Genomic DNA, 22,141 nt, shown 5'->3' with positions numbered 1-22,141 from the left:
GGAGGATTTCGTCGGCGGTCTTGGTCAGACATAGGGGCGTGGCTGCTCGTTCCAGCAGGCGAGCCAGGCCCGGATGTCCTTCTCGAGAGCGACGACGCTGCGGTGTACGCCGCGGCGGATGAGCTTGTTGGTGATCCCGGCGAAGAATCGTTCGACGAGGTTGAGCCAGGACGCGCCGGTCGGGGTGAAATGCAGGTGGAAGCGGGGTTGCGCAGCAGCCACGGCTTCACTGCCGGTGTCTTGTGGGTGGCGTAGTTGTCCAGGACCAGGTGTACGTCCAGGTGTTCCGGCACGCTGGCATCGATCTTGCGCAGGCACAGCAGGAATTCGTGCGAGCGATGCCGGCGGTGGACCGAGCCGATCACCGTGCCGGTAGCGATGTCCAGCGCTGCGAACAGGCTGGTCACTCCCGCCCGTAGGTAGTCGTGGGTCCGGCGTTCCGGTACGCCGGGCTGCATCGGCAGCACCGGCTGGGACCGGTCGAGCGGTACGGCCCGTGCAAGACCGCTCATCTGCGGTTCACCCGGTGGGCCGCCGACGGCACCTGGGCGATGCTGAAAGCCCAGGTTGTTGCCCTTGCCGAACGAGCGCTGCGCGCACTCGGCCTGCAGGCACATAGACCGTCGCACCTGTAGGTGGATCGTCACCCGGGGGCCGCGGGCTGATAGCTCCGCCACCCTGCACCGGTAACGAGCGTGGACTCGCCGCGAGCACGTCAGGCCGGGAGGTGTCCGTTAGCCGAACGCCCACTGCGGGCCGGACTACCATAAGGATGACGGAGTAGTCCCCTTCTCCCCGGGCTTGCCGCCATCGGCCGATCAGCCGCACCATCGGGGGGAGACGATGCCTTCAGGATTCGTGCCGGCAAGCAGTGCGGGATCCGGGCAGCATAAGTCGGAGGCGGTGCTCGCCGCGGCGTTGGAGGCATACTTCGCCTTCGATGGCGCCGGGCGGGTGGTGGCGTGGAACCCGGCGGCTGAGAAGACGTTCGGCTACCCCTGGGCGCAGGCGCGCGGCCGGTCGATCGAGGAGCTGATCGTGCCGCCCGAGGTACGCGACGCGGGCCGCGCCGAGCTAGCCGCGCTGGCGAGCGGTGAGCCGGGGCAAACTTTGGACCGGCGGCTGCAATGGGTGGCCGCGCACGCCGACGGTCACCCGTTCCCCATCGAGATGACCTTGACGGCCACCGACGAGCCCGGCGGGCGGCTGTTTCACGCCTTCGCCCACGACATCACCACCGCCCAGCGTGCCAGCCGGTTCACCGCGGTGGAGGCCGCCGTCGCCCGGGGCCTGGCCGAAGCGGATTCCAGCGCGACGGCGGCGGCCCGGGTGGTCGAAGCGCTCGGCGTGAAAATGGACTGGCCGGTAACTGAGCTGTGGCTGGCCGACGACGACCGGCAACTGTTGACCTGCGCTGCCCGCCACGTGCAGCCGGGCCGGCGGTTGCGGAACTTCGCCCTCGACCAGCTCGAGCCCGGCGTCGAACTCCCCGGCCGCGTCTACGCCGACGCTCGCCCGCTGTGGATCCCCGACCTGAGCGCCGACAGCGGATCGATACGCAGCCGCGCCGCGGCCCGGATCGGGCTGCGCGTCGCCGTCGGTGTCCCGCTGTTCACCGGCCGGCACATGCTCGGGGCGCTGTGCGTCTACGGCGACCGCGCCGAAGACCCCGAAGACACCCTGCTGAGCCTGCTCAGCGGCCTTGCCGCCCAGGTCGGCCAGTACGTCGAACGACGCCGCGCCGAAGAACTCGCCATCGAATTGGCCCGCACCAAAGACGAATTCCTGGCCATGGTCACCCATGAGCTGCGCAACCCGCTGGCGGTGATCACCGGCACCGCGGCGCTGTTCACTGACGAACTCGACGACCTGAACCGCGACGAAGAACGGCAGTACCTGCAGATCATCACCCGCAACGCCGAGCGGCTGTCGATCATGGCCGAGGACCTGCTGGACCTGGCCCGCTTGGAGTCCGGGCACCTGGCCGTCGACGCCACCACAACCGATCTGTGCGCCGTCATCGAGCAGGCCGTGCAGGCCGCCGCCGCCTTGGCCGAGGACAAGCAACTCACCCTCGCCGTGCACCTGCCCGAGCGGCTCGAGCTGTACGCCGACCCGCACCGGCTGCGCCAGGTCGCCGACAACCTCATCGGTAACGCGATCAAATACACGCCCGCCGGCGGCGCCATCACCATCACCGCCACGGCCGACGACACCAAGCAAAGAATCAGCTGGACTGTGGCGGACACCGGCATCGGCATCCCCGCCACGGAACGACCCCGATTGTTCCGCCGCTTCTACCGCGCCTCCACCGCCCTGGAGCGGCGCATCCCCGGCACCGGGCTCGGCCTGGTCATCACCCGCGCCATCATCGAACGCCACCACGGCACCATCACCCTCGCCGACCACCCAGGTCCGGGCACCACCTTCGCCATCGACCTCCCGGTCAAGCCACCGTGATCCAACCCGAAAGGGCGGGTGAACAGCATGCCTTTCCTGTATTTATGTCGGTTTCGAGGCCTTAGCCTCATCAGGTGATCAAGAGCAGCTGACCACGTCGACCAGGGCTGGTGAGTGACATGGCGGATAGAGACACCGAACTGCTGAAGTCGCCGTCACGGCTGCAGGCGGTCGCTGGTACCCGCCGAGGCCAACCCACCATGCCGGTCCCGCTGGACGCAGTGGCCCGCATGGCAGCACACCTGGTTCAGGCGCCGATGGCAGTCGTCAGCCTGGCCGAGCCCGAGGAGGAGTTTCTCGGCTCGTACGGGCTCACCGAATCCCTGACCGCACGACGTGGCACTGGCAAGCACCTGGTCTACGCGAACGTGGCCGGCGCCGACGCCCCGCTGGCGGTGCCCGACATGGCCGCCGACGCCGAGTTCGCCGAGCATCCCATGCTCACCAGCCACGGCATCCGCGCCTTCGCCGGAGTACCGCTGCGCGACGAGCACGCCCGGCAGGTCGGCGCCCTCACCGTCTTGGACGACAAACCACACACCTGGACCGAGAACGACCTCTCCACCCTGGTGGAGATCACCGAGATGCTCGGGCCCCTCCCGTCCGGCACCGACCCGGCCACGGCGATGACCACCCTCACCGGCCTCCATCACGGCGATACCGGCCAGGACGACTCGACGGCGTCGGTGGCGGTCAGTCCCACCGTGCAGGCCGGCGTGCAGGCCGGCTTCATCACCGCGCTCCTGGACAGCCTGCAGGTCGGGGTCTTCGCCGTCGACGCGCACCAGCGGCCGGTGCTGTTCAACCGGGCCCTGCGCCACTTCTTCCGCCTACCCGATCACCTGACCCCCGCCGAGGCCGTAGCCGGCGGTCACCACCAGGTGCGTCACCCGGATGGCAGGCCCTACACCACCGACGAACTCTCCACCGTGCGCGCCTTGAAGGGACACAGCATCCGCGACGTCGAGGCGATCCTGCGGATACCCGGGCTGCCGGACCGTCACATGCTCACCAACGCCGAACCCATCCGCGACGCCGACGGGCAGCTGCTGGGCGCGGTGGCCGCCATCCACGACGTGACCGAACGCCGACGCCGGGAACGCTGGCGCGACTGCGAACTCCACGTCGCCAAAATCCTCAACGGCAGCGGCACCATCACCGAAGCCGCACCACCGATCCTGCAAACCGCCGGGCAGACACTGGGCCACCAGCACCTGGAGCTGCTGCTGGCCGACGATGTCGCCGACGTACTACGCCTAAGCGCTTACTGGAGCGCCCCCGGCGTCAACATCGACGACCTCATCCCGCAAACGATCTCCCGCGGCGACGCCGGACCCGGGTACGTCTGGGACACCGGCCAGCCCCTGTGGCTACCCGACCTCACCAACTCTGAATTCGCCGTCACCGAACAAGCCCGCGCCTTCGCCCACGCCGCCGCCCAGCGGGGCCTGCACGCCAGCCTCGCCGTACCAGTACCCGACGGCGACACCATCCTCGGCGTCCTGATGTCACTGAGCTCCACCGCCGAGTACGACGCCTCGCACACCTGGCTACTCGACAGCGTCGCCGCGCAACTCGGCCACTTCCTCACCCACCGACGCAACACCGAACTGCAACAGCAGCTGGCTCACGCCAAGGACGACTTCCTGACCCTCGTCAGCCACGAGATGCGCACCCCGCTCACCTCGATCATCAGCTACAGCACCCTGCTCGCCGAGGAGATCATCGACCCGGAGCTCGTCCCGGTAGCAGCAGCCATCACCCGCAACACCGGCATCCTGCAGTCGATCATCGACGATCTACTGGACCTCGCCGGTCTCGAATGGGGCCATACGACCCTGCAACTACGCCCCACACATCTGCGCGACGTCGTCGACGCCGCGATCGTCGCCATGCCACCGGATGCCCGGCCACGCGTCCACATCGACATGCCATCCACGCTGATCCTCGACGCCGACCCCCACCGCCTGCGGCAGATCATCGACCAGCTGTTGTCCAATGCCATCAAGTACAGCCCCGACAGCGGCGACATCCACATCCACGCCCACGACAACGCCTCCGGCGTCATCGAACTCACCATCACCGACTCCGGCATCGGCATCCCCGCCGAAGACCGCGAGCAGCTGTTCACCCGCTTCCACCGAGCCAGCAACGCCCGCCACACCGCCATCGGCGGCACCGGCCTCGGCCTGGCCCTTGTACGCGCCCTCGTCCACACCCACGGCGGCACCATCACCCACGACCCCGACCGCCAACCCGGCACCCGCATCATCGTGCGCCTGCCCCAACACCACAGCACCATCTGAAATCCGCGGCCACCACGCCAAGTAACCACCTACCGCTCCGGACACGATCTCGTCGTCTTCGAGGACACGATTCTGTCGCTTAACAGGGCGACAGGACGGCAGCCCTGCGGACCCACAGCCAGGGTGAGCACAGGCGGCCGGCGAGGCCTCAGCGTGCGCCTGGCGGCGGTCCCGGGCGACCGCCTACGCCGGGGCACCGGTAGTCATGGCGTGCCGACCCGGCCCGCAGCGCCGGCCACGGCGCGAGGACCGGAAGCGGTACGCAGCCGGGCGCCGCAAGCCACGACGGCGCCCGGCCACCCACAGCGCCCGTTGTTGAGCGACAGGATCGTGTCCTTGGCGGCGACAAGATCGTGTCCTGCCACGCGGCTTTGTTGCCCGGATGAGGCCGTGGCGGCTAGACGATCACCCACCGTCACCACCGAAAGTCAGACAGAGCCGTTGTTTTTACAGTCCCGATCGGGGCTGTTACCGGGGTGGACCTCGCGGCCACCGTCGCCGGATACACCCTGAGGGCGGACCACGCCGGTATGGGATAGACACAGGTGAGGGGCAGGCGGATCGTTCCGCCTGCCCCTCACCTGTGCTGGCGTGCCTACCGGCGTACGCGCTTGGCCCACAGGGGGGTGACGACGGCGATCAGACCGGCGGCGGCGGCGATCTGGACGATGTGACGGATCCAGTCGATGCCGCCGGTGTCCCTGACGCCCAGGGCAGTGGCGATGACGTTGCCGATGAGGGCGCCGAGCACGCCCAGGATGATGGTCAACCAGATCGGGATGTCCTGCCTGCCCGGCAGGACCGCACGTGCGATCAGACCGATGATCAACCCGGCGATGATGGCCCAGAGGAACGACATGACGTGCCCTTCGGTGAAGTGTCCGTGTGCTGCGGATGCCCGTGAAGTACCGGGGGTTCCAACGGCCACTGTTGTTTCCTCGACGCGTGACCGGCAAACACCCGCGGACCAGCCGGCCGGTCCGCGCCGCTCCGGCGACGGGTCTCGCTGTACCTGGATGCCCAGCTGCCCGGCGGCGACCCTGCCGAGCGGGTAGTAACAGGTCACGCGACGGTCCTGGCGACATCCCCGCCCCAATCGCGGGCTGGAACCAGCTCGCGGATCTATTCTCAGAATGGACGTTCCTGCAAAGCAGGAACTGCGGGTCAGGCGAGCTGTTGTACTAGCGTTCGTGGATTTGAGTCAATGGCAGGGGGCGGGAGAGGTCGGGTGGGGCGTTCCATTTCTGCCAGGCCGACCCGTCGCAGGTGCGCATGACGATGCGGCTGATCGGTGGGCCGGTGTACCAGGCGCCGTTGTAGACCTCGGTGGGGGTGAGGGCCGGGTTGGTGGGGGTGAGGCACAGGCCGGTGTTGTCGACGATTTGGTGGCTGGTGGTGTAGGTGCCGGTGGATCCGTACACGGTCCAGATCAGGTTCGCTGCGCCTGAACTGGGGGAGCAGGCAACCAGGACCGGATAGGCCCCCCAGGCGGTCGTGCCCGGCGTGCGCAGGCAGTAGTCGCCTCCGTTGACGGTTATGTAGATACGCCCGGTGCCGACCCGGGTGGTGGCGTTGATGGCCGGCAGGGTCCATTTCTGGTTCCAGGTGACGTTCGCGGCGTTGGGTGCCTGTTTGCACGGCCAGGCGATCAGGTATGCCGAGCCGGTGTACTGGTCGGTGACGTCGAGGCAGCGGCCGAATTGCTGGTAGTTCACCAGCTGTTTGGTGGCTGCGCCGGCTGCGCCCGCGCCGACGCCCGGGTCGGGTTGGAAGGTTTGGACGTTGTCGTAGTTGCCGTAGCATCTGGAGTTCGACAGGACCACGAGGCTGCCTGATGCGTCCGGGTTGTTGACGTTGAAGCAGTAGCCGTCGAGGGTCGCCCCGTCACTGGTGCCCATCAGGTTGGCCGAGTCGTTGGAGCTCCACTGCTGGCGGGGCGCTGCCGGGCTGGCCTCGCTGCATTTCTGCAGCTTGACTTGGGCGCCGGAGGTGTGCGGGAAGCCGGCGTCCAGGCACATGCCCAGGGGGTTGGAGCCGGTTTTGGACGACACCAGCGCAATGGTGAGGTCGCTGTTGTAGGCCCAGATCTGCTGGGCCGGGCTGCCCGAGCAGCGCTGCATGGTCGTTACGGTGCCCGCCGAGGGCTGTGCCGTCCCGGCATCCAGGCACAAATCCACGGTGGAGCTGCGGACGTGGATCTGGCCGCCGGGAATGTTTTGGTTGGATACGCGGAAGGTGTAGATCGCCTGCATGGTGCGGCTGTTGAGGGTGCCGGGCCCGAAGACGCCGGAGGCGGCGGTGATACCGGTGGACACCAGCACGGCGGAGGCGGGTTGTGTTTGCAGGGGTGAGGTCAGGGTGTTGCCGTCGAGGTCACGATATGTGATGGCTACCTGGTATCGCTGGTTGCCGTGGGGTCCGATGCTGCCGGTGAACGGCCCGGCAGGTAGGCGCAACGGGTCTCCGGTTCCGCTGTTGTCGGCGGCGGCCCGGAGTTGACCCATCGCGATGTGGATGCCGGCCTGGGCGGTGCGTAACGCCAGCGTGCGCTCGGAAGCTGTCCGGGTGTTCACGATTTGACCGACGACGACCGGCGCGAGCAGGGCACTCATCGACATGCTCACCAGAATCAACAGCAGGGCCAGGGGCAGGAATCCGCAGTCGTCACGGCAGCGCAGCGGTGCTGCGCAGCGCCGTCGGTGAGAGCCGATCATTGTGGTCGTCCTTCGATGCACACGTTGGGGTCCGTGGTGGCGCGGGAGGTGTTCAGGGCGGTGAAGGTGACGTCCTGTGCCGCTGAGGAAGTGCCGCTGGTCGTGGTCAGCTGCACCCGCAGGCGCTGGTAGTCGGGTGTGAAGTCGGCGCCGGTCACCGGCGCGGAAGCTGCCGGCCTCGCGTCGGGCATCGACCCGGCATCCTGGCGTTGGAACGGCACCGCGATGGTGCCGCCGGGTGCCATGAGCTGGGAGGCGAGGGTGTGCCCGCGGGTACCTGCCGCGGGCGCCGACCCGGGCGTCCAGGTGAGTTGTTGCAGCACGCCGGTGGCGTCCAGGCGTAGTTGGTGGCAGACCGATTTTCCGGTGCCCGCCTCGATGCCGAGGAACTCGACGTACCACGCGCCGTTGATCGCCGTGGTGTTCGGCACGGTGATCCCGGAGGCGTAGCGGACCTCCCGATCGAGCAGCTGGAAGGCCAGATGCAGCTGGGTCTGCGCGGCGGACGTGTTCGTAGTGGCGTTCACCGAGCGGTAGGCCTGGATCACCGCCGCGGTGAACACGCTCATCACCACGCTCATCACCGTCATGGCGACCATGACCTCGACGAGGGTCACTCCGTCGTCCTCGCGTGGGCCGGGGAACGCGGCGGCGGTCACGGGGTCACGGTCCAATCGAACATCACCACTGCTTGTTTGTAGTTGGAGTCCTGGCAGACCAGGGTCACCCGGTAGACGCCGGCGGTGGTCGGGGTGCCGGTGATCGCTCCGTAGAAGTAGTTCTGCGTGGCGATGCTCAGCCCGGGTGGCAGGCCGGTGGTGGCCGACCAGTCGTAGCCGCTGTTGCTGCCGGTCGGTGCGTACGCCATCAGCGAGACCGGCTGGCCTACCTTGCTGGTCTGGTTCGGGTTGGCCGGGTCGGGCACGATGATGGTCAGGTCGTTGGGCTGGCTCGGCGACACGTTCCACAAGAACGTGGTGGCGACCTCGTCACCGGTGGCGTCCTTGACATAGACGGTGGTGAAGTAACGGTTGCCGTACCACACCTTGCCGGAGATCTTGCCGATGTTCGCATCGATGCCGATTTCCCCGGAGGACTCGCCCGGGTAGTTGTCCATCCGGTAGGTGTACGGCCCCTTGCCTCCGGTCGGGGTCGGCACGGTGAAGGAGACGGTGTCGCGGATCGAGTCGGCACGGGTAGGTAGTGCCGCGACGGCAAGGGTGAGCACGCTCCAGGTGAAGCTGACCGAGCTGGCTCGCCCGACGTTGTCGGTCGCGGTCACGGTGACCGCGGCATCGACCCGGCTCGTCGCGGTCGGAGTGCCGGAGATCTTCCCAGTGGCCGCGTCGATCGACAGGCCGGCCGGTAGGCCGGTGGCCGACCAGGTGAACGGGGCCGGGCCGCCGGTCACCGCCATGCTCAGCGACGCCGCGGTCCCACTGCGGGTGCTCTGATTACCTGGATTGGTCACCACAGGCACGGGCACGATCGTCCAGCTGAACGTGGCGCTGGAGGTCCGCCCAAGTTTGTCCGTCACAGTCGTGGTCACGGTGTACGTCTTGGTGACCCCGGGATCGGTGGGTGTGCCGGTCACCAGCCCGCTGGCCGATCCGCTCAGTCCCGGCGGCAGACCGCTGAAAGACCACGTCAACGGCAGTTGACCACCCGTGGCCGACAGCTGCAGGCCACTGATCGCCATAGCGGCATAGCTCGTCTGCGGGCCCGCACTGACGGCCACCGGTGCTGGCCGGTTGAGGTTGAACACCAGATCGCCGGAGGCACTGACCAGCGTCGAAGTGACATACGCGCACGCACCTCCGGGGCAGTCACGTCCCGGCCAGGTCACCGCGATGACGACCCGCAACAGCGGCACGTCGGCCCGGCCCGGCTCGGGATCGGCGGCCTCAGGGTTGTCGCACGTGCCGCCTGATCCGAGCTTGGTGCGGCACATGCCCAGGTACCAGTTCATCTGGAACGGGACGCCGTTTATGGTCGCCTCGACCGCAGTGGTGGGCAAGCCGGCCGAGGTGCCGGCGGTGGATGTGCTCGGCAACTGTAGGTCCCACGCGAGCCAGACCGCCTTGGTGGCATGTGTGGCGTACTGGGGGTCGCCGAGACTCATGGTGTCCAGGTACGGCTTGAGCGCATCGGCATGTGAGGGCACCGCCGTCGCGGCGTACACCGCATCCCACTGCGCCTTGGCGGCGTGATAGCTGCGCCCGGTCAGCGCCGTGGCACCGGTAAGAGCCGAGACCCGCTCCATGGAGGCATCGGCCAGCTGGATCGCCGTCTGCCGGCCACCCATTTCCGCCACCACGTTGACCGAACGGACCAGAAACGGCGCCAGCGCCGCCATCATCGTGCTGATCAACGTAAGCGCGACCAGCACCTCGACCAAGGTAAATCCCTGATCCGCGGGCGCGGCAGGCCCAACGCACGGCGCCGGCACAGCGGACATGTCGAACCTCCAACCTACGGTCGCGGCCGTTCCTCGGAATCGGCAGAGTGACACCGGTCCTGAGAAGCACGGTCCGGAAGCGTTCGAGTTGATCAATTCCGTGAGCCCCGGCAACCGACAAGCTCTCGACCTGCATCCGGACATCACGGCCGTCGGGCAGTGCGTCCTGCGGCGGGAGTACCCGGTGCGCGTCAGCGAGCTCGTCGGCGCCCACGTCGACCAGCTCGGCCACCGCAACGCCCACCGAGTGCTCTGGGTGCGGACCAAGGGCACCCACCCGCCGAGGTTATCCAGCTCGTCGGCCGCAGCGTTGGGGTGGGTGAGCCGGACGGTGTGCCGGTTGGACAGTTCGGCGGCGCGGCGGTAGGACAGGCGGGCGCAGTCGCGGCCGATGTCGGGGCAGCGGTCGGTGGCTGGGACGGCTCGGATGGGCAGCCGGTCGGCGAGGAAGAGCGGGCCGCGGGTGCGGCCGGTGAGCAGCAGCAGGGCGGTGCCGGTCTGCCAGTGCACCCATGCAGACGGGAATGTCGGTGGCGGTGGACCGGTCTGTGCGCTCGACGGCCTGCTCGGCGATGATCGAACTGAGTTGTGCCTCCCATGCCGTTGTCCTAGCTCCGTCAGGTGATACCGCCAGGACATCTGCGGGCGACCCCCGCCGCTGTCCCGGACGCCGCCCTGCGGGGTCGCCGGACATCGGCATTTTGTACTAATCTCCGCCCGGCGAAAGGGAGGAAGCTGTTGTCAGACCTGTCACGACGGTCCCTGCTGGCGGGGGGAGCGGCGCTGCTATTGACCGGGTGTTCCTCGGAAGAGAAGAAGCCGCTGATCAACGAGGAGGATGCGCAGCCGGGCTTCGAGCTGCCCGGTGCGGCGCCGAAGGCGGCACTGCGGGCGATCCTCGAGCGGCGCGCAAGAGCGGTGCGGGACCGGGACGAGGCGGCGTTTCTGGCTGATCTGGACCTGGACCAGTCACAGGCTGCCCTGGTCAAGCAGCAGAAGATGCTCTTCGGCAATCTGCGGCAGTTCACGTTCAAGACCTTCGACTACGTGATCCCTGAGAGTGTCATCGAGCCGAAGGTCAAGGACGGGCTCTTCCTGTTCCCGGTGGCCGCCATCGAACAGTTCCCCATCGACGACGCCGGGACCGGAGCGCTGCCCGGTGAGATGTTCCAGTACACGGTGCGCGAGGAGAACGGGAAGTATCTGATCCGCGACATCGTCGCGAAGACCAGCAAGAACTACGCCGCGCTCGACGTCGCGGGCCCGTTCGCGGAGGAACCGTGGAACACGACGCCGTTGACGGTGATCAAGGTGGGTGACATCTGGCTCGCCGCGGACGCCTCGGTGACGGATCTGTCGACCTATGCCCGGGCCGCGAACGCGGAGGCCGAACAGATCGACAAGCTGTGGGGCGACCGGACCCGGTACCCGGGCACCCTGCTGTTCTTCACTCGCGACGAGGAGTCGTTCAGGACCTGGTACGGCTTCGGTGAGGCGTCGAACTTCAAGGACACGATCGAGGGCATCGCGCCCTTCTCGACCGGGTTGCGGACCAACGGAAGCCCGTTCGACGGCCAGTTCACCGGTTCCCGGGTGGTTATGAACCTGCAGCGGATCGACGCATTCGACGACGATCCGCGGCGCGTCATGCGGCACGAGCTGGCGCACGGCATCACCGCACGTGCGCGCAACGCGGGATTCACTTTGGGCAACGAGACCAGCGACGTGCCCCGATGGGCGGTGGAAGGCTTCGCGAGGTGGACCGAGACGGTCGGCAACCCGAAGCGGGCGGCGGCCGTTCTCCGGTACGCCCGCCAGGGCTTCACCGGCCGGCTGCCCCGCAGCAAGGACTTCTATGGCAAGAAGATGGGGCAGCACTACGCCGTCGGCGCGACGGCGTTCCTCTTCGCGGAGAAGCTCAAGGGCACCGCGGCCGCGGTGGACTTCTACGCCGCCGTGATCCAGCACACCGACGTGGCCGACCTGGTTGTCGCCGAGCTTCCGGTCTTCAGTGGCATCTGCCGCAGCGTCCTGGGATTGGACAGCACCGCCTTCTACCGCCAGTGGTCCGGCTTCGTCCGGAACGGAAGGTGACCCGATGACCCGGAGAACGTTGCTGCTGGCAGCGGTCACCATCGTGGTCACGGCGCTGATCGCCGGGATCACGATGTTCTTCGTCCGCGGTGGGGTACGCGCCGCGGAGACCGGCATGGGCTCCTGCTCGGCGGGGACAACGTACGACTGCATCCCGAACCTCAAGGCCGACGACCTGACCGCGGCGCTTCAGAACCACGGTTTCACCTGCGATAACCCGCAGGTCAGCCGCGGCTGCTTCCTGGAGATCGGCGACACGCTGTTCACCGTCGACGTGGGCCGGATGGAAGGCGGCATCAACCGGCTGTCCACCACCATGCGCCTGCGCGCGGACACCGAGCCCAGTGCCGGCGCCATGGCATTGCTGCGCTGGGTCGGCGGCATCCCGTTCGCCCACGACCGCGTCGCCGCCGCCGAGGTGGACGCCTGGATCGTCAACCAGGTCGCCGCGAAGAAGAACGTCGACGCGACGATCGCCGGGTATTCGTACGACCTGGAGAGCAAGCCGGGCGAGAAGAATCGCCGGACACTGCGCCTGGACATCCAGCAGAAGGTGAAAGCGTGAACACCGAGTCGCCCCGGTCGAGCAGCGTGCTGACGGTGCTCGTGATCGTGTTCTGCGCCGTGCTGGGCGCCGTCGCCGGCACCGTCGGCGGGCACACCGCGGCCGGGCTCGCCGTGCCCGACCCGCTCGGGCCGACCGCGCTGCCGCCCATCCCGGCGCAGGTGCCGTCCGGCGCGGACGCCTACCTCCCCAGGGTGACGGTCAGTGACATCACCAAGGACTTCCTGCAGCGAGCCCGGTGGATTTGCGAGACGCAGAGCAAGAAGGATCCGTACCTGCCGGCTGACAACTACACCGCATGTGACGCGCCGGAGCAAGGCAAGCTGCGGGTGGTGGTCTGGTCCGACGCCGAGGCGAAGGTCACCTCGGTGCAGGCCGACTGCCGGTACCCGCTCGGCACCCAGCTCTGCCGCACCCTGGCGATCAGCATCGCCAAGGTGGTGACCGGCGGCGAGCCGGAGACCGCCAAGCGTTCGGCGGCCTGGGCCGGCGAGAACGTCGACCGAGACGCCACCACCGTCATCGGCAAGGTGCGGCTGATCGCCGAGCTCAGTGCCCAGCACCCAACCATGCGGATCATCCCCGCCGGGTGAGGCCGGGCGCGCCGGTCGGGCCGTTCGCCGAACTCCTGCCCGGACAGCCCGGCGGTCAGGTTGAGTAGGAGGCAGACCCGGCCAATGCCGCTACTACTCGGAATTTGCGAAGGCTTTCTTCGCCAGCGCCGGCCCCGCTGTCCACTACCAGGCCGACGACCTATTGCAAGCCAAGAACATCAACGGCGGGCCCGGATGGCTGATCGACATGCCCGCACTCATCCGCCAACGCCTCGAGACCTCCGCCAACCCCCCCGGATCACGCTCTTGGCAGACGGCCGACTCGCACGAGAGTGGCGCTCAACTCGCCGACATTGATCAAGCCGATCCGCCCCCAGCTGGCTCCAAAGACTCAAGGTAAGTACGGCGCTCAGGGAGATCCGATATCACGCGGAGGTGGTCGGAGGAGGTCAGGCGGCGCATCCAGCGTGGGTAGCGGCCAGTCGAATGTAGGCAGCGGCTTGTCGAGCGTGGGCATCGGCTGTTCGAGCGGGTATTGCGGCCACGGCGCCGGGGTGTAGGGCAGGTAGGGCTGGATGGTCCAAGGCGTCCGCGGCTGCTGATACCAGGGTTTCTCTACCTCGTCGGTGGCCCAGCGCAGCCCGCCGACCAGGAGTAACCCCAACAGGACAGTCAGTGAAATGTACGCTACGGCTCGGTGCCTGCGCCGCACTTCTGGATCCAGCGAAGGGGTGATGGTGATCGTGCGCCGAGGTGCCGGCTCGTGCCTTCTCGGCCTTACCTCCCGGGGCCTTACGTGATCGGCCATTCTTGAGTGGTCGCTGGCGTCCATCTGTTCCTCCGCCATCGGCCGGTCGTCGTCAGTCGGCCAGTCGCCCCCGGCCGCGCTCCGCCGGCCTCCGGCGGCCAGCAGGGGAGTCGCTGCTGTTGCGGCGGGTCCCTCGAGCAGGCTCAGTACGCTCAGTGGCAGCGTCGCGCGCAGATCTGGTGCCGTCTCGGAAGGTGGGTCGCACGGGTGGGCCGCCAGGCTGCGCAATCGCTCGGCCAACGCCGGGTGAAAACCGTCGGCCGGCAGCCTCGAAGCCTCGTCGCACAAAGATTTCCACGTCGGCGCGTACCCCGGATCGCGCACGGCTGATCCGAAATCGGTGAAAGACCTTGTCTCCCAGCAGGACCACGCTATTCCGACCGCTGCTGCCGCCCGCAGGCCAGCGGCGATCTCACGTGAGCCGGCGACCCGGGCCGCGATCCGGTCCGCCTCAAGCTCTTGGCGGTGCCGCACGGGGCGGACCAGGTGGTACGTGACGACCACCGCAAGCCGGGCCCCGATCATCAGGAATCCGCTGTAGAACGCGATCAGGAGATTGGCGACCATCGCCTCGCGGATCCGTTCCCGGCTCGCCACCAGTGCGGCGTGGCTGCGGTGGGCGGGCTCGGTGAAGCGGGCGTGCCCGTGGGCGACATGTCCCAGTTCATGCGCGAGAACCGCTCGCAGCTGTTCCGGCCGCAGGGCAACCAGCAGCGGCACACCTACGTACAACCGCCGCCGGCCCGGCCCGAGACCGAGCAGCCACGCGTCGTCGGTGACGGCAGCGTTGGCGTCGCCGGTGAGCCGGATCTCGTCCGGCGGGCGGATACCGATCTGCTCAGCCAGGTCGCTGACCAGCCCCCACAGTTCGGGCACTCGACTGCGGATGACAGCCACCGAACCCGCGCGCGGGCCGGGCGGGCGGCTCATCCGGACCACCTCACGGACTACGAGCCCGACCGCCACGGCCGTGCCGGTGGCGGCCAGGATCGGCGTCGTGTTGAACTGCTGGCTCGCCGACCGGCTGCCGAACACCCAGACCGCCAGCACGGCGAACACCACCCAGGCCAGGACCATCAATGCGGCACCCAGGTAGACGCCAGCCAGCATAATCAGGGCGAGCAAGGCCCGCAGGGAAGCGATCATCGTTCCGCCTCCTCCGCGAAACCCGCAACAAGCCATGACTCAGTACGCCGCAACAGGCCGGCCAGTGGATCGCCGATGAGAGTGCCGGCTGGGCTGGCAGCTACAAGGGGATCGCCCGGATCACCGGGTTCCGGCGTCAGCCCCAGCAAGACGGTCAGCTTCTGACGGGCCTTCACGAGGTTCGCGCCGACCGCGCCGACACTGATGCCGATCTCATCAGAAACCTGCCGGTAGGAAAGGCCCTCCAAACACACCATGATCAAAACCTGGCGCTGTCGGGGCGGCAGCAGCGCGACCGTGCGCAGCACCGCAACGGCGGCTGCCTCCTCCTCGGGCGCCGCGGCGGCCGGCGCCGGAAGCTCCAGCTCGGTGTGCCGCCAGCGCGACCACCAGCGCCCTGCGTCCCGGGCGAACTTCCTCCTCATCGTCTGCGCCACCCAGGCTCGCGGCTCGCGCAGCCCACCCCAATGCAAGAAGGCAGCCACGTAAGCCTCCTGCACGGCGTCCTCAGCTTCCTCCCGACGCCCGCAGTACATGACGGCCCGCGCCAGCATGCCTGGCCGAGTACGAGCGACAAAGTCGTCGAAGTCAGCGAACCCATGCTCATGCACCGTCGTCATCCCGCGCACCGTCCCGCTCCACCGTCCGGACATCCATGATGACTACGTGCACATTCTCGGCGCCGCGTTCGGCCGTTGTCGCATCGTCGACAATGCCGTCATGCCGTCGGCCCAGCCGCCACGTCGCTGCTATCCCCGCCAGCGTCACTACGGCGGTCACCAGCTCGACAATCGTGGTCACCAGTTCCACCGGTGATGCGGACGATGCATCCATCGGGGCCTCGCTTTCTCTCGGAAGGGCGCTGTCGCACCGTTCGAAGAGGTAGAGCCTCCGAGGGGTCGCTTTCCTAACTCCCTTCGCCAAATTTTCGCCGGGACTGTGCCGCGGATGGTGTTTCTGGCCCGGCACGCCGAGCTGAGTCGATGTGTTCTCCAGCGTCTGGCTCGAGGAAGTACAGCGCCAAGGCGAACGCGATCCCCGCTACGTCGTCGCCAGGCTGCCAGGAAAGAAAGGTGCCACGGGCGGGCCCGCCCGGTCACCGTCGCACGACCCGCGCCGGACAAACCCGGCGCGGGTCGTATCCCGGAGCGCCCCGACCGTCAGCGTGCCCCTCGGCCGGCCGTCACGCGGCCTTCACGAAGTACTGTGCGGCCGATCCGTTGCAGTCCCAGATCTGTAGTCGCGCGCCGTCCGCTGTCGAGCCTGCCGGGGAGTCCAGGCACTTGGTGGAGTTCGGGTTGCGCAGCCGGTTACCTTCCTGGACCCAGTTCTGTGCGCCGCTGCCGTTGCAGTCCCAGAGTTGCACCTTCGTGCCGTTGGCCGTACCCGCGCTGGCGACGTCGAGGCACCGGCCTGACGTCCGCAGGGTCGGGCCGTCCCAGCTCCACTGCTGGTCCTTCGAAAGAGAAGGGCCCTGGCACGTCCACAGCTGCACGGCCGCGCCATTGCCGCCCGTGTCGTTTCCGGCCACGTCCACGCATTTGCCGCCCGGCCCGTTGATCTGCGTCGCGGGTCCGCCCGTGGAAGGCGGCGTCGTGCCCCCGCCGTCCTGGTAGTAGCGCACGTAGTCGATCGATGCGGTGAGCGGGAACTGACTCTGCACGGGGTTCTGTCCGGGGTACGTGCCGCCCAGCGCCAGGTTGAAGATGAGGTGGAACGGCTTGCGGAACTCCTCCAAGGTCGCCGGTGTCGTGTCGATCACGTGCGTTTGCACACCGTCGATGTACCAGCGGATCTGCGCGGCCGTCCACTCGATCGCATAGACGTGGAAGGCCGCGGGGTTGTTGACGGCAGGGTTCGCGACGTAGTTGGCGTTCTGACCCGCTGTCCACGGGAACACGCCGGTCCGGAGATCCCAGAAGATGTTGTTCGTCACGGTCGCGTTCGCGTTCGCATGTTCCATGATGTCGACCTCACCACAACTTGCCCAGTTGGTGGGCAAACGGTCGTAGTAGGTCTGCGCCGGGTTGTAGGCGCTCGTGGACGTCTCGTCGCACGAGTCACCGAGCATCCAGAAAGCCGGCCACGAGCCGGCGGCGGTCGGGAGCGCCATGCGCGCCTCGATCCGGCCGTACTGGAAGGACCGCTTCGTGTCCGTCGTCATGCGGCATGACGTCTGGTAGAAGTTGCGGCCGTTGACCGTGATAGGCGTCGTGAGCCAGTTGGCACGCATCACGAGGTTGCCGCCGGACTGCGTGCAGTTCTCGGGGCGGTACCACTCCCACTCGCCGTTGCCCCAGCCGTCGAATGCATTGAGGCCGGGGTTGAGGCCGTTGCCGACGTTGTAGTTCCAGTTGGCGCTGCTGGGCGCGCCGGACCCGTTGAACTCGTCGGCCCACACGAGGTTCCACGCGGCGTGTGCGGGCTGCTGCTGGACGACCGCACTGCCGGCGAGTGCGGTAACGGCCGCGGTGAGAAGGACCATGAGGCGCCGGCGGCTGCGTGACAGCGCTCGGTCCGCGAAACCTGCATTCATTGTCACGGAGAACGTCCTCTCGTACGGAGTGGTTCGATCTACTGCGACGGGCGACATGAGATGCGTTTCTGTAAACATTATTACGTAAACATTTCCTACTGTCGATGCGACGGGACGGTACTCGCAGACCGAGCGTGGGGAAGTATCTGAATGGTTAGTTTGAATTGTCGCGTTTGCACCCCGTGAGGCGGACACGGCTTGTCGGGATCCAGTGCGAGCCGTGTTCGGTGAGGTGGCTGACGTGGTCGCGCTGGCAGTGCATCGCGTCGGCGATGATCACCGTGTTGCGCAGGTCGCTGATCCGGTCGAGCAGAGGGCCGTTTGTGTGGCGCTGTTTCCTGAGATTCATGATCGGCACGAAGCAGACGGTGTTGTCACCGGCGGCGCCGGGCAGCGGCGTTCCACCATGGCCGATTCTGGTTTAGCCGGTCTGTGGGCTGGGCGGACCCCTTTCCCGCAGCAGTGTCCTCGGGCGAGCGTTCGGGAAGATTTGTTGCACAGTGGTACGACGACCTGGGTGGGAGTTGTGGCCCGCTGAGTGAGCAGAAGATCGCAGGCGCCATCCCCGGGACGGGTCGCGTGATGGTCGATAGTCAACGCGGGCGCCTTGGGGTGGCAGCGGCCCCCGTTTACCCCCGAATCTCGGGCTCAGGGTCCACAATCAGTGACAAGCGGTGATCATGGCTCTGGTGCGTTGTACAGCTCATTGCCAAAGCGCGACAACGGATGACCATCTTGGTACGGTCGCAGCTGGTAACAGAGGACGCCGGTCCGAATCCGGCCGGTCTCGCCACCTGAGGCTTGAGGCAGCGCGGGGGAGGCGTCGTCGTGCTCATCCGGTGCCCCGCCATCACCGATCCCGACCGCGGCCTGGCCGACCCCGGCGACTTCGACGGCATCCTCGGCCGCCTCGCCGCACCCGAGCCGGTCACCGCGATCGAGGAGTTCGCCCGCGGCCTGCTGCGTCCCGACGGTCGCGTCGACCTGTGCAAACAAGGCCTCGGACCGGTGCAGGCGGCCCGCGTCGCCGAAGCCGCGGCCGGTTCGCCGCACGCCACCCATCTGCTGCTCGGCACCAACGGGCTCGGCACCGGGGGCGCCCGCGCGGTGGCCGCGGCACTGCCGGCCGGGCACCGGATCAGCACGGTCTACCTCGGCTGCAACCGCATCGACGCCGACGGCGCGGGCGCCCTCGCCGACCGGCTCACCACCGACGACGGCATCCGGGCGCTCTGGCTCAAACGCAACCCGATCGGCGACGACGGTGTGGCCCGGCTCGCGGCCGCGCTCGTGGCCAACCGCTCTCTGCGTACCCTCGATCTGGTCAACACCGGCCTGACCGCAGCGGGCCTGGAACCGCTCGCCGACGCCCTCGCCGCCCGGCCCGGCGGGCTGGAACGCCTCTTCCTCGGCGGCAACGGGCTGGGCCCCGACGCCGTCGCGGTACTCACCCGGCTCGTCCGCGAGGGCGGGGTCCGCGAGCTCTACCTCGCGGTCAACCACCTGGGCGACACCGGCGTCGCGGCACTCGCCGCGGCCCTTCCCGGCAACTCGCTGCGCCGGCTCGACGTGCGGTTCACCGGCATCACCGGACGTGGTGCCAAACTGCTCCTCACCGCCGGGGCCGGGCTCGACCACCTGGCCATCGCCGGCGGTGTGCCCCGGCGGATGCGGCGCCTCGCCCCGAGATCGACCGGCGCACCGCACCCGGACATCGGCGCCATCGTGAGTGTCTACCGATGACGAGCTTCGACACCGTCTCACTGGCCGACTGGCGGCGCATCCGCCGCTACGCGGTTCCCCAGCGAATGATCACCGAGTGCGGGTCGGCCCGGGAACGCGGTGACTGGCGGGCGGCGTGCGCGGCGGCGCGGTTCGACGTCGACTTCGATCCGGAACTCGCCGGTGAGGCCGCGGAACGGGCCGCGCACCTGGCTCCCGACCTGCTGCGCTGGCACCTGCCACGGACCCGGTACGGATCGACCACACTGGTGGGCTGGAACAGATACCTGCTGATTCCCGACGAACGGGTCGGGCCCCGGACGGTGCTGCTCACCGTGCGGACGCCCGACTCGATGACCGGCACGCAGCGGCTCACCCTCGAAGCGGTCCGCGGCGCTTCCGCACTGCGTGGCGGGCAGGCGGTTCCCGTTCCGGCGTATCTGTGGGACGCCCGGCACGCCTCGGGGCTGCGCGCGGCGCTCGGTGGCTCCGCCGACCGGCTGCCGCTGTTCACCCCGGCCGGCGACCCCCTGTCCGAGGACCTCATCGGGACCGGTGACGACCTGCCCGCACGGGCCGAACGGGTGTGGCGAGCGCCGCGGACCACCGACGCCCTGGCCGAGGCCGGGCTGGACGTCGGTGACTGGCTCGCCGACACCAGCTGGCTCCTGCGCTACTTCGACGTGACCCGGCTCGACCATGACATCCGGTGGCTGGCCGCCCGTCTGGGCGGGTCGGTCTGGGGCGTCTACGGGTCGTCGTACGCCTATCTGAAGATCCGCGTGGACGCCGAGCCGATGCGGGTCTCCTGGGTGGGTGGCTCGCTGCGATCCCGCGATCGGGACGTGCTGCCGCCCGGCACGCACCTCGACATGCTGCGCTCCACCGCCGACCTGGAACTCATCCGCCGCGGGCGGCTGTCCCCGGGCGACCTGCACCCACTGGTGCGCGCCGTGCTCTTCCCGGGAACGCCGGCGCCGCCGCCCGAGCCGGATCTCCCCCTCGGTGGTGAGCTGGTCCGGGTCCGCTGCGGCGGTGTCTGGCACGAGATCGAGGTCCGGCTCGGCCGCCTCGACCCGCTCGCGCACACGCCCGAGGAACGGCAGCGGGAAAGGGCGATGCGAGCCTTCGGCGGTACGGTCACCGGCTGCTTCGAGGTCGAGAACATCTGGTACGGCGCACCCGGCCGGCTGCCCCGGCAGCTTCGCGCCTACCGGATCGACCTGTGGCAGCGCCTCGTCCACGGCGGCACCCGGCTGCTGAACGAGCTCCTCGACGCGGGTCTCGACCCGCACCTGCGTGACAGCGCGGGCGGCACGGTGATCCACCAGCTCAAGTCGTTCGACCACCGGCTGCTGCTGCCCCGGCTCCTCGCCGAAGGCGTCGACATCAACGCGCGCGACCGGGCCGGCCTGACCGCCCTGCACCGCACCGTCGTCGAACAGGGCCCGCCCGATCTGATCATCGCGCTGATCGACGCCGGCGCCGACGTGTCGGTGTGCAACCGGGAGGGCGAGACGGTGTTCGCCTACGCCAAGAAGATCCTCCGGACCTGGGGCAACCTGAACGACGACTACCAGCGGGCGCTGCAACATCTCCTCGGACGCTCGCGATGACCGGGAGCTCGCCCGCCCTCACCGACCGGCCGCGGATCCGGCGGCAGGCGCTGCAACACCTGCGTGAACGCTCGCGGTGATCCCATCCGGCGGGCGGATTCTGTCGTACCCGAGCGGTAATCTCCTGCCGCGATCGATGAGCGGGAGGGCTCCATGCAAGCACAGGATTCGCCGTTTCCCCCTGCCTGGTGGGCGTTCGGCCTGGAGTCGGCGGGAGTGCCCGCACGGCCGGAGACGAGCACCTACGGCCGGTATGACTTCGAGGTCCTTCCGCCCATCCCGCGTGAGCTGACCGGTGACCTGGCCTGGCTCGCCGAGCAGGCGGTCACTGAGGAGTGGGGGATCGGCGCGACACCGGTCGCCGAGCTTCCCGATCTGGAGGCCGCCTGTGACCGGCTCGGCCTGACCCTGCCGGTGGTCTTCCTCGACTTCTTGCGCATGCCGTCCCTGCAGAGCCGGATCCGCTCGTGCACAGGCTGTTACATCAGTGTCGGCCCGGAGCCGGTCAGAGCCCCGGGCGCCGACGGCCACCTCATCCGGTTCCTCGCCGACCAGCAGGACTGCCTGTACTGGTATCTGTACGTGACCGCGACCGACCATGCGGTCGTCACGTCCGCCGACTACTACGGCGGCCCGGACGAGGACCATGACGGCGGCGACGAGATCGAGTTCTGCGGCGAGTCCTTCGAATCGTTCCTCTACCGCTTCTGGCTGGAAAACGAGATCTGGTACTCGGCCAACGAGGACGAACCGATGCCCGCGGAAGCCGAGGAGTACATCCGTCGTTACCGGGCCGCTGCCGCGCCCCTCGACCACTGATCTCACTGCACAAGCTGCGACATTCAACATGCCCATTGACTTGTCCATCGTGGCGGTGGCCGCCGCAATCGCCGTCTCGAAGCTTTGCACCCAACCAGCAGTCTCGTGCCCGACAACGCTGTGCTCGCAGCGCTTGACATGACCGTTCTTAGGGTGGTGTGCGCGGCCGTCGTCGCCATCATCAAGGCCGTGCCAACGGTCCACGTGCATTCGTGATGCGCTCGCCGCGAGGTAGTAGGTCGTGGCACCCGGCAACCCTTGGGTGACGAACACGCACCGGTCCTGCGATCATCGCGGCCCGGCGTCCTGCCGAAGTCGATGGTGAGCCCGCAGACAGCGGGTA

The 22,141-nt window shown here is 68.2% G+C and carries 19 protein-coding genes and 2 pseudogenes; 10 read left to right on the top strand and 11 right to left on the bottom strand.

Translation table 11 applies throughout. The annotated features are described in order from the left end of the window. Positions 1–141 precede the first annotated feature (141 nt). Positions 142–485 (bottom strand): annotated as a pseudogene (locus tag AB0G04_RS36255) (IS630 family transposase); the annotation flags it as partial. On the opposite strand from AB0G04_RS36255, the pseudogene AB0G04_RS36250 reads away from it, so the two are divergent. The 3 genes and pseudogenes from AB0G04_RS36250 to AB0G04_RS36240 form a co-directional block, all read left to right on the top strand. Next, positions 483–584 (top strand): annotated as a pseudogene (locus tag AB0G04_RS36250) (IS5/IS1182 family transposase); the annotation flags it as partial. The pseudogenes AB0G04_RS36255 and AB0G04_RS36250 sit on opposite strands and share 3 nt — an antisense overlap. Before the next feature lie 259 nt (positions 585–843). After that, entirely contained in the window at positions 844–2,460 is a 1,617-nt protein-coding gene (locus AB0G04_RS36245) for an ATP-binding protein (protein ID WP_360992490.1), read from the top strand. Between the two features lie 119 nt (positions 2,461–2,579). Beyond that, complete coding sequence (locus AB0G04_RS36240; RefSeq protein WP_360992487.1) at positions 2,580–4,766, top strand: ATP-binding protein; 2,187 nt, start codon at positions 2,580–2,582, stop codon at positions 4,764–4,766. Positions 4,767–4,969: 203 nt separating this feature from the next. Here AB0G04_RS36240 and AB0G04_RS36235 read toward each other — a convergent pair whose 3' ends face one another. The 5 genes from AB0G04_RS36235 to AB0G04_RS36215 form a co-directional block, all read right to left on the bottom strand. Next, positions 4,970–5,131, bottom strand: a complete 162-nt coding sequence (locus tag AB0G04_RS36235) for a hypothetical protein (protein ID WP_360992484.1) — start codon at positions 5,129–5,131, stop codon at positions 4,970–4,972. Positions 5,132–5,361: 230 nt separating this feature from the next. Then, positions 5,362–5,625 carry a GlsB/YeaQ/YmgE family stress response membrane protein gene (locus AB0G04_RS36230; protein WP_360992482.1) on the bottom strand — a complete coding sequence of 88 codons (264 nt, stop codon included), beginning with the start codon at positions 5,623–5,625 and terminating at the stop codon, positions 5,362–5,364. Between the two features lie 322 nt (positions 5,626–5,947). Further along, positions 5,948–7,480: a ricin-type beta-trefoil lectin domain protein gene (locus AB0G04_RS36225; RefSeq protein ID WP_360992479.1), complete on the bottom strand. Its 1,533-nt coding sequence runs from the start codon at positions 7,478–7,480 to the stop codon at positions 5,948–5,950. Further along, positions 7,477–8,139: a prepilin-type N-terminal cleavage/methylation domain-containing protein gene (locus AB0G04_RS36220; protein WP_360992477.1), complete on the bottom strand. Its 663-nt coding sequence runs from the start codon at positions 8,137–8,139 to the stop codon at positions 7,477–7,479. The genes AB0G04_RS36225 and AB0G04_RS36220 overlap by 4 nt, the downstream gene beginning before the upstream one ends. Then, complete coding sequence (locus AB0G04_RS36215) at positions 8,136–9,938, bottom strand: putative Ig domain-containing protein (protein ID WP_360992474.1); 1,803 nt, start codon at positions 9,936–9,938, stop codon at positions 8,136–8,138. The genes AB0G04_RS36220 and AB0G04_RS36215 overlap by 4 nt, the downstream gene beginning before the upstream one ends. A 100-nt stretch (positions 9,939–10,038) precedes the next feature. On the opposite strand from AB0G04_RS36215, the gene AB0G04_RS36210 reads away from it, so the two are divergent. From AB0G04_RS36210 to AB0G04_RS36195, 4 genes are all read left to right on the top strand, one after another. Then, positions 10,039–10,305: a hypothetical protein gene (locus tag AB0G04_RS36210; RefSeq protein ID WP_360992471.1), complete on the top strand. Its 267-nt coding sequence runs from the start codon at positions 10,039–10,041 to the stop codon at positions 10,303–10,305. 371 nt (positions 10,306–10,676) lie between these two features. Further along, on the top strand, positions 10,677–12,032 hold the full coding sequence (locus tag AB0G04_RS36205; protein ID WP_360992468.1) for a hypothetical protein: 1,356 nt from the start codon (positions 10,677–10,679) through the stop codon (positions 12,030–12,032). A 4-nt stretch (positions 12,033–12,036) separates the two neighbouring features. Beyond that, complete coding sequence (locus tag AB0G04_RS36200) at positions 12,037–12,597, top strand: hypothetical protein (protein ID WP_360992466.1); 561 nt, start codon at positions 12,037–12,039, stop codon at positions 12,595–12,597. After that, complete coding sequence (locus AB0G04_RS36195) at positions 12,594–13,190, top strand: hypothetical protein (RefSeq protein WP_360992464.1); 597 nt, start codon at positions 12,594–12,596, stop codon at positions 13,188–13,190. The genes AB0G04_RS36200 and AB0G04_RS36195 overlap by 4 nt, the downstream gene beginning before the upstream one ends. Positions 13,191–13,560: 370 nt before the next feature. On the opposite strand, the gene AB0G04_RS36190 is transcribed toward AB0G04_RS36195, so the two are convergent. The 5 genes from AB0G04_RS36190 to AB0G04_RS36170 form a co-directional block, all read right to left on the bottom strand. After that, positions 13,561–15,105 carry a M48 family metallopeptidase gene (locus AB0G04_RS36190; RefSeq protein WP_360992461.1) on the bottom strand — a complete coding sequence of 515 codons (1,545 nt, stop codon included), beginning with the start codon at positions 15,103–15,105 and terminating at the stop codon, positions 13,561–13,563. Next, a complete protein-coding gene (locus tag AB0G04_RS36185; protein WP_360992458.1) occupies positions 15,102–15,725 on the bottom strand; it encodes a sigma-70 family RNA polymerase sigma factor in 624 nt (207 codons plus the stop codon). Before AB0G04_RS36185 ends, AB0G04_RS36190 begins: the two co-directional genes overlap by 4 nt. Further along, positions 15,709–15,939, bottom strand: a complete 231-nt coding sequence (locus AB0G04_RS36180; RefSeq protein WP_360992456.1) for a hypothetical protein — start codon at positions 15,937–15,939, stop codon at positions 15,709–15,711. Before AB0G04_RS36180 ends, AB0G04_RS36185 begins: the two co-directional genes overlap by 17 nt. A 349-nt stretch (positions 15,940–16,288) precedes the next feature. Further along, entirely contained in the window at positions 16,289–17,641 is a 1,353-nt protein-coding gene (locus AB0G04_RS36175) for a ricin-type beta-trefoil lectin domain protein (protein ID WP_360992533.1), read from the bottom strand. A gap of 154 nt (positions 17,642–17,795) precedes the next feature. Then, positions 17,796–17,990, bottom strand: a complete 195-nt coding sequence (locus AB0G04_RS36170; protein WP_360992453.1) for a hypothetical protein — start codon at positions 17,988–17,990, stop codon at positions 17,796–17,798. Positions 17,991–18,469: 479 nt separating this feature from the next. On the opposite strand from AB0G04_RS36170, the gene AB0G04_RS36165 reads away from it, so the two are divergent. The 3 genes from AB0G04_RS36165 to AB0G04_RS36155 all read left to right on the top strand — a co-directional run bounded on the left by AB0G04_RS36165 (position 18,470) and on the right by AB0G04_RS36155 (position 21,798). Next, entirely contained in the window at positions 18,470–19,384 is a 915-nt protein-coding gene (locus AB0G04_RS36165) for a gala protein (RefSeq protein ID WP_360992450.1), read from the top strand. Next, the gene (locus tag AB0G04_RS36160) at positions 19,381–20,979 is read left to right on the top strand and encodes a hypothetical protein (RefSeq protein WP_360992447.1); all 1,599 of its coding nucleotides are present in this window, start codon (positions 19,381–19,383) and stop codon (positions 20,977–20,979) included. Before AB0G04_RS36165 ends, AB0G04_RS36160 begins: the two co-directional genes overlap by 4 nt. A 153-nt stretch (positions 20,980–21,132) precedes the next feature. Next, positions 21,133–21,798 carry a hypothetical protein gene (locus tag AB0G04_RS36155; protein ID WP_360992444.1) on the top strand — a complete coding sequence of 222 codons (666 nt, stop codon included), beginning with the start codon at positions 21,133–21,135 and terminating at the stop codon, positions 21,796–21,798. Positions 21,799–22,141 lie beyond the last annotated feature (343 nt).

Origin of the sequence: Actinoplanes sp. NPDC023801, assembly GCF_040639655.1 — a bacterium.
Classification (GTDB): Bacteria; Actinomycetota; Actinomycetes; order Mycobacteriales; family Micromonosporaceae; genus Actinoplanes.
The sequence above is the reverse complement of the archived record's forward strand: the minus strand, read 5'-3'. Positions and strand labels throughout refer to the sequence as shown.

Coding starts and splice junctions, on each gene's coding strand:
- AB0G04_RS36245 (WP_360992490.1), top strand. CDS start 844: ATGCCTTCAGGATTCGTGCCGGCAAGCAGTGCGGGATCCGGGCAGCAT.
- AB0G04_RS36240 (WP_360992487.1), top strand. CDS start 2,580: ATGGCGGATAGAGACACCGAACTGCTGAAGTCGCCGTCACGGCTGCAG.
- AB0G04_RS36230 (WP_360992482.1), bottom strand. CDS start 5,625: ATGTCGTTCCTCTGGGCCATCATCGCCGGGTTGATCATCGGTCTGATC.
- AB0G04_RS36225 (WP_360992479.1), bottom strand. CDS start 7,480: ATGATCGGCTCTCACCGACGGCGCTGCGCAGCACCGCTGCGCTGCCGT.
- AB0G04_RS36215 (WP_360992474.1), bottom strand. CDS start 9,938: ATGTCCGCTGTGCCGGCGCCGTGCGTTGGGCCTGCCGCGCCCGCGGAT.
- AB0G04_RS36200 (WP_360992466.1), top strand. CDS start 12,037: ATGACCCGGAGAACGTTGCTGCTGGCAGCGGTCACCATCGTGGTCACG.
- AB0G04_RS36190 (WP_360992461.1), bottom strand. CDS start 15,105: ATGATCGCTTCCCTGCGGGCCTTGCTCGCCCTGATTATGCTGGCTGGC.
- AB0G04_RS36185 (WP_360992458.1), bottom strand. CDS start 15,725: ATGACGACGGTGCATGAGCATGGGTTCGCTGACTTCGACGACTTTGTC.
- AB0G04_RS36180 (WP_360992456.1), bottom strand. CDS start 15,939: ATGGATGCATCGTCCGCATCACCGGTGGAACTGGTGACCACGATTGTC.
- AB0G04_RS36175 (WP_360992533.1), bottom strand. CDS start 17,641: ATGAATGCAGGTTTCGCGGACCGAGCGCTGTCACGCAGCCGCCGGCGC.
- AB0G04_RS36170 (WP_360992453.1), bottom strand. CDS start 17,990: ATGAATCTCAGGAAACAGCGCCACACAAACGGCCCTCTGCTCGACCGG.
- AB0G04_RS36160 (WP_360992447.1), top strand. CDS start 19,381: ATGACGAGCTTCGACACCGTCTCACTGGCCGACTGGCGGCGCATCCGC.
- AB0G04_RS36155 (WP_360992444.1), top strand. CDS start 21,133: ATGCAAGCACAGGATTCGCCGTTTCCCCCTGCCTGGTGGGCGTTCGGC.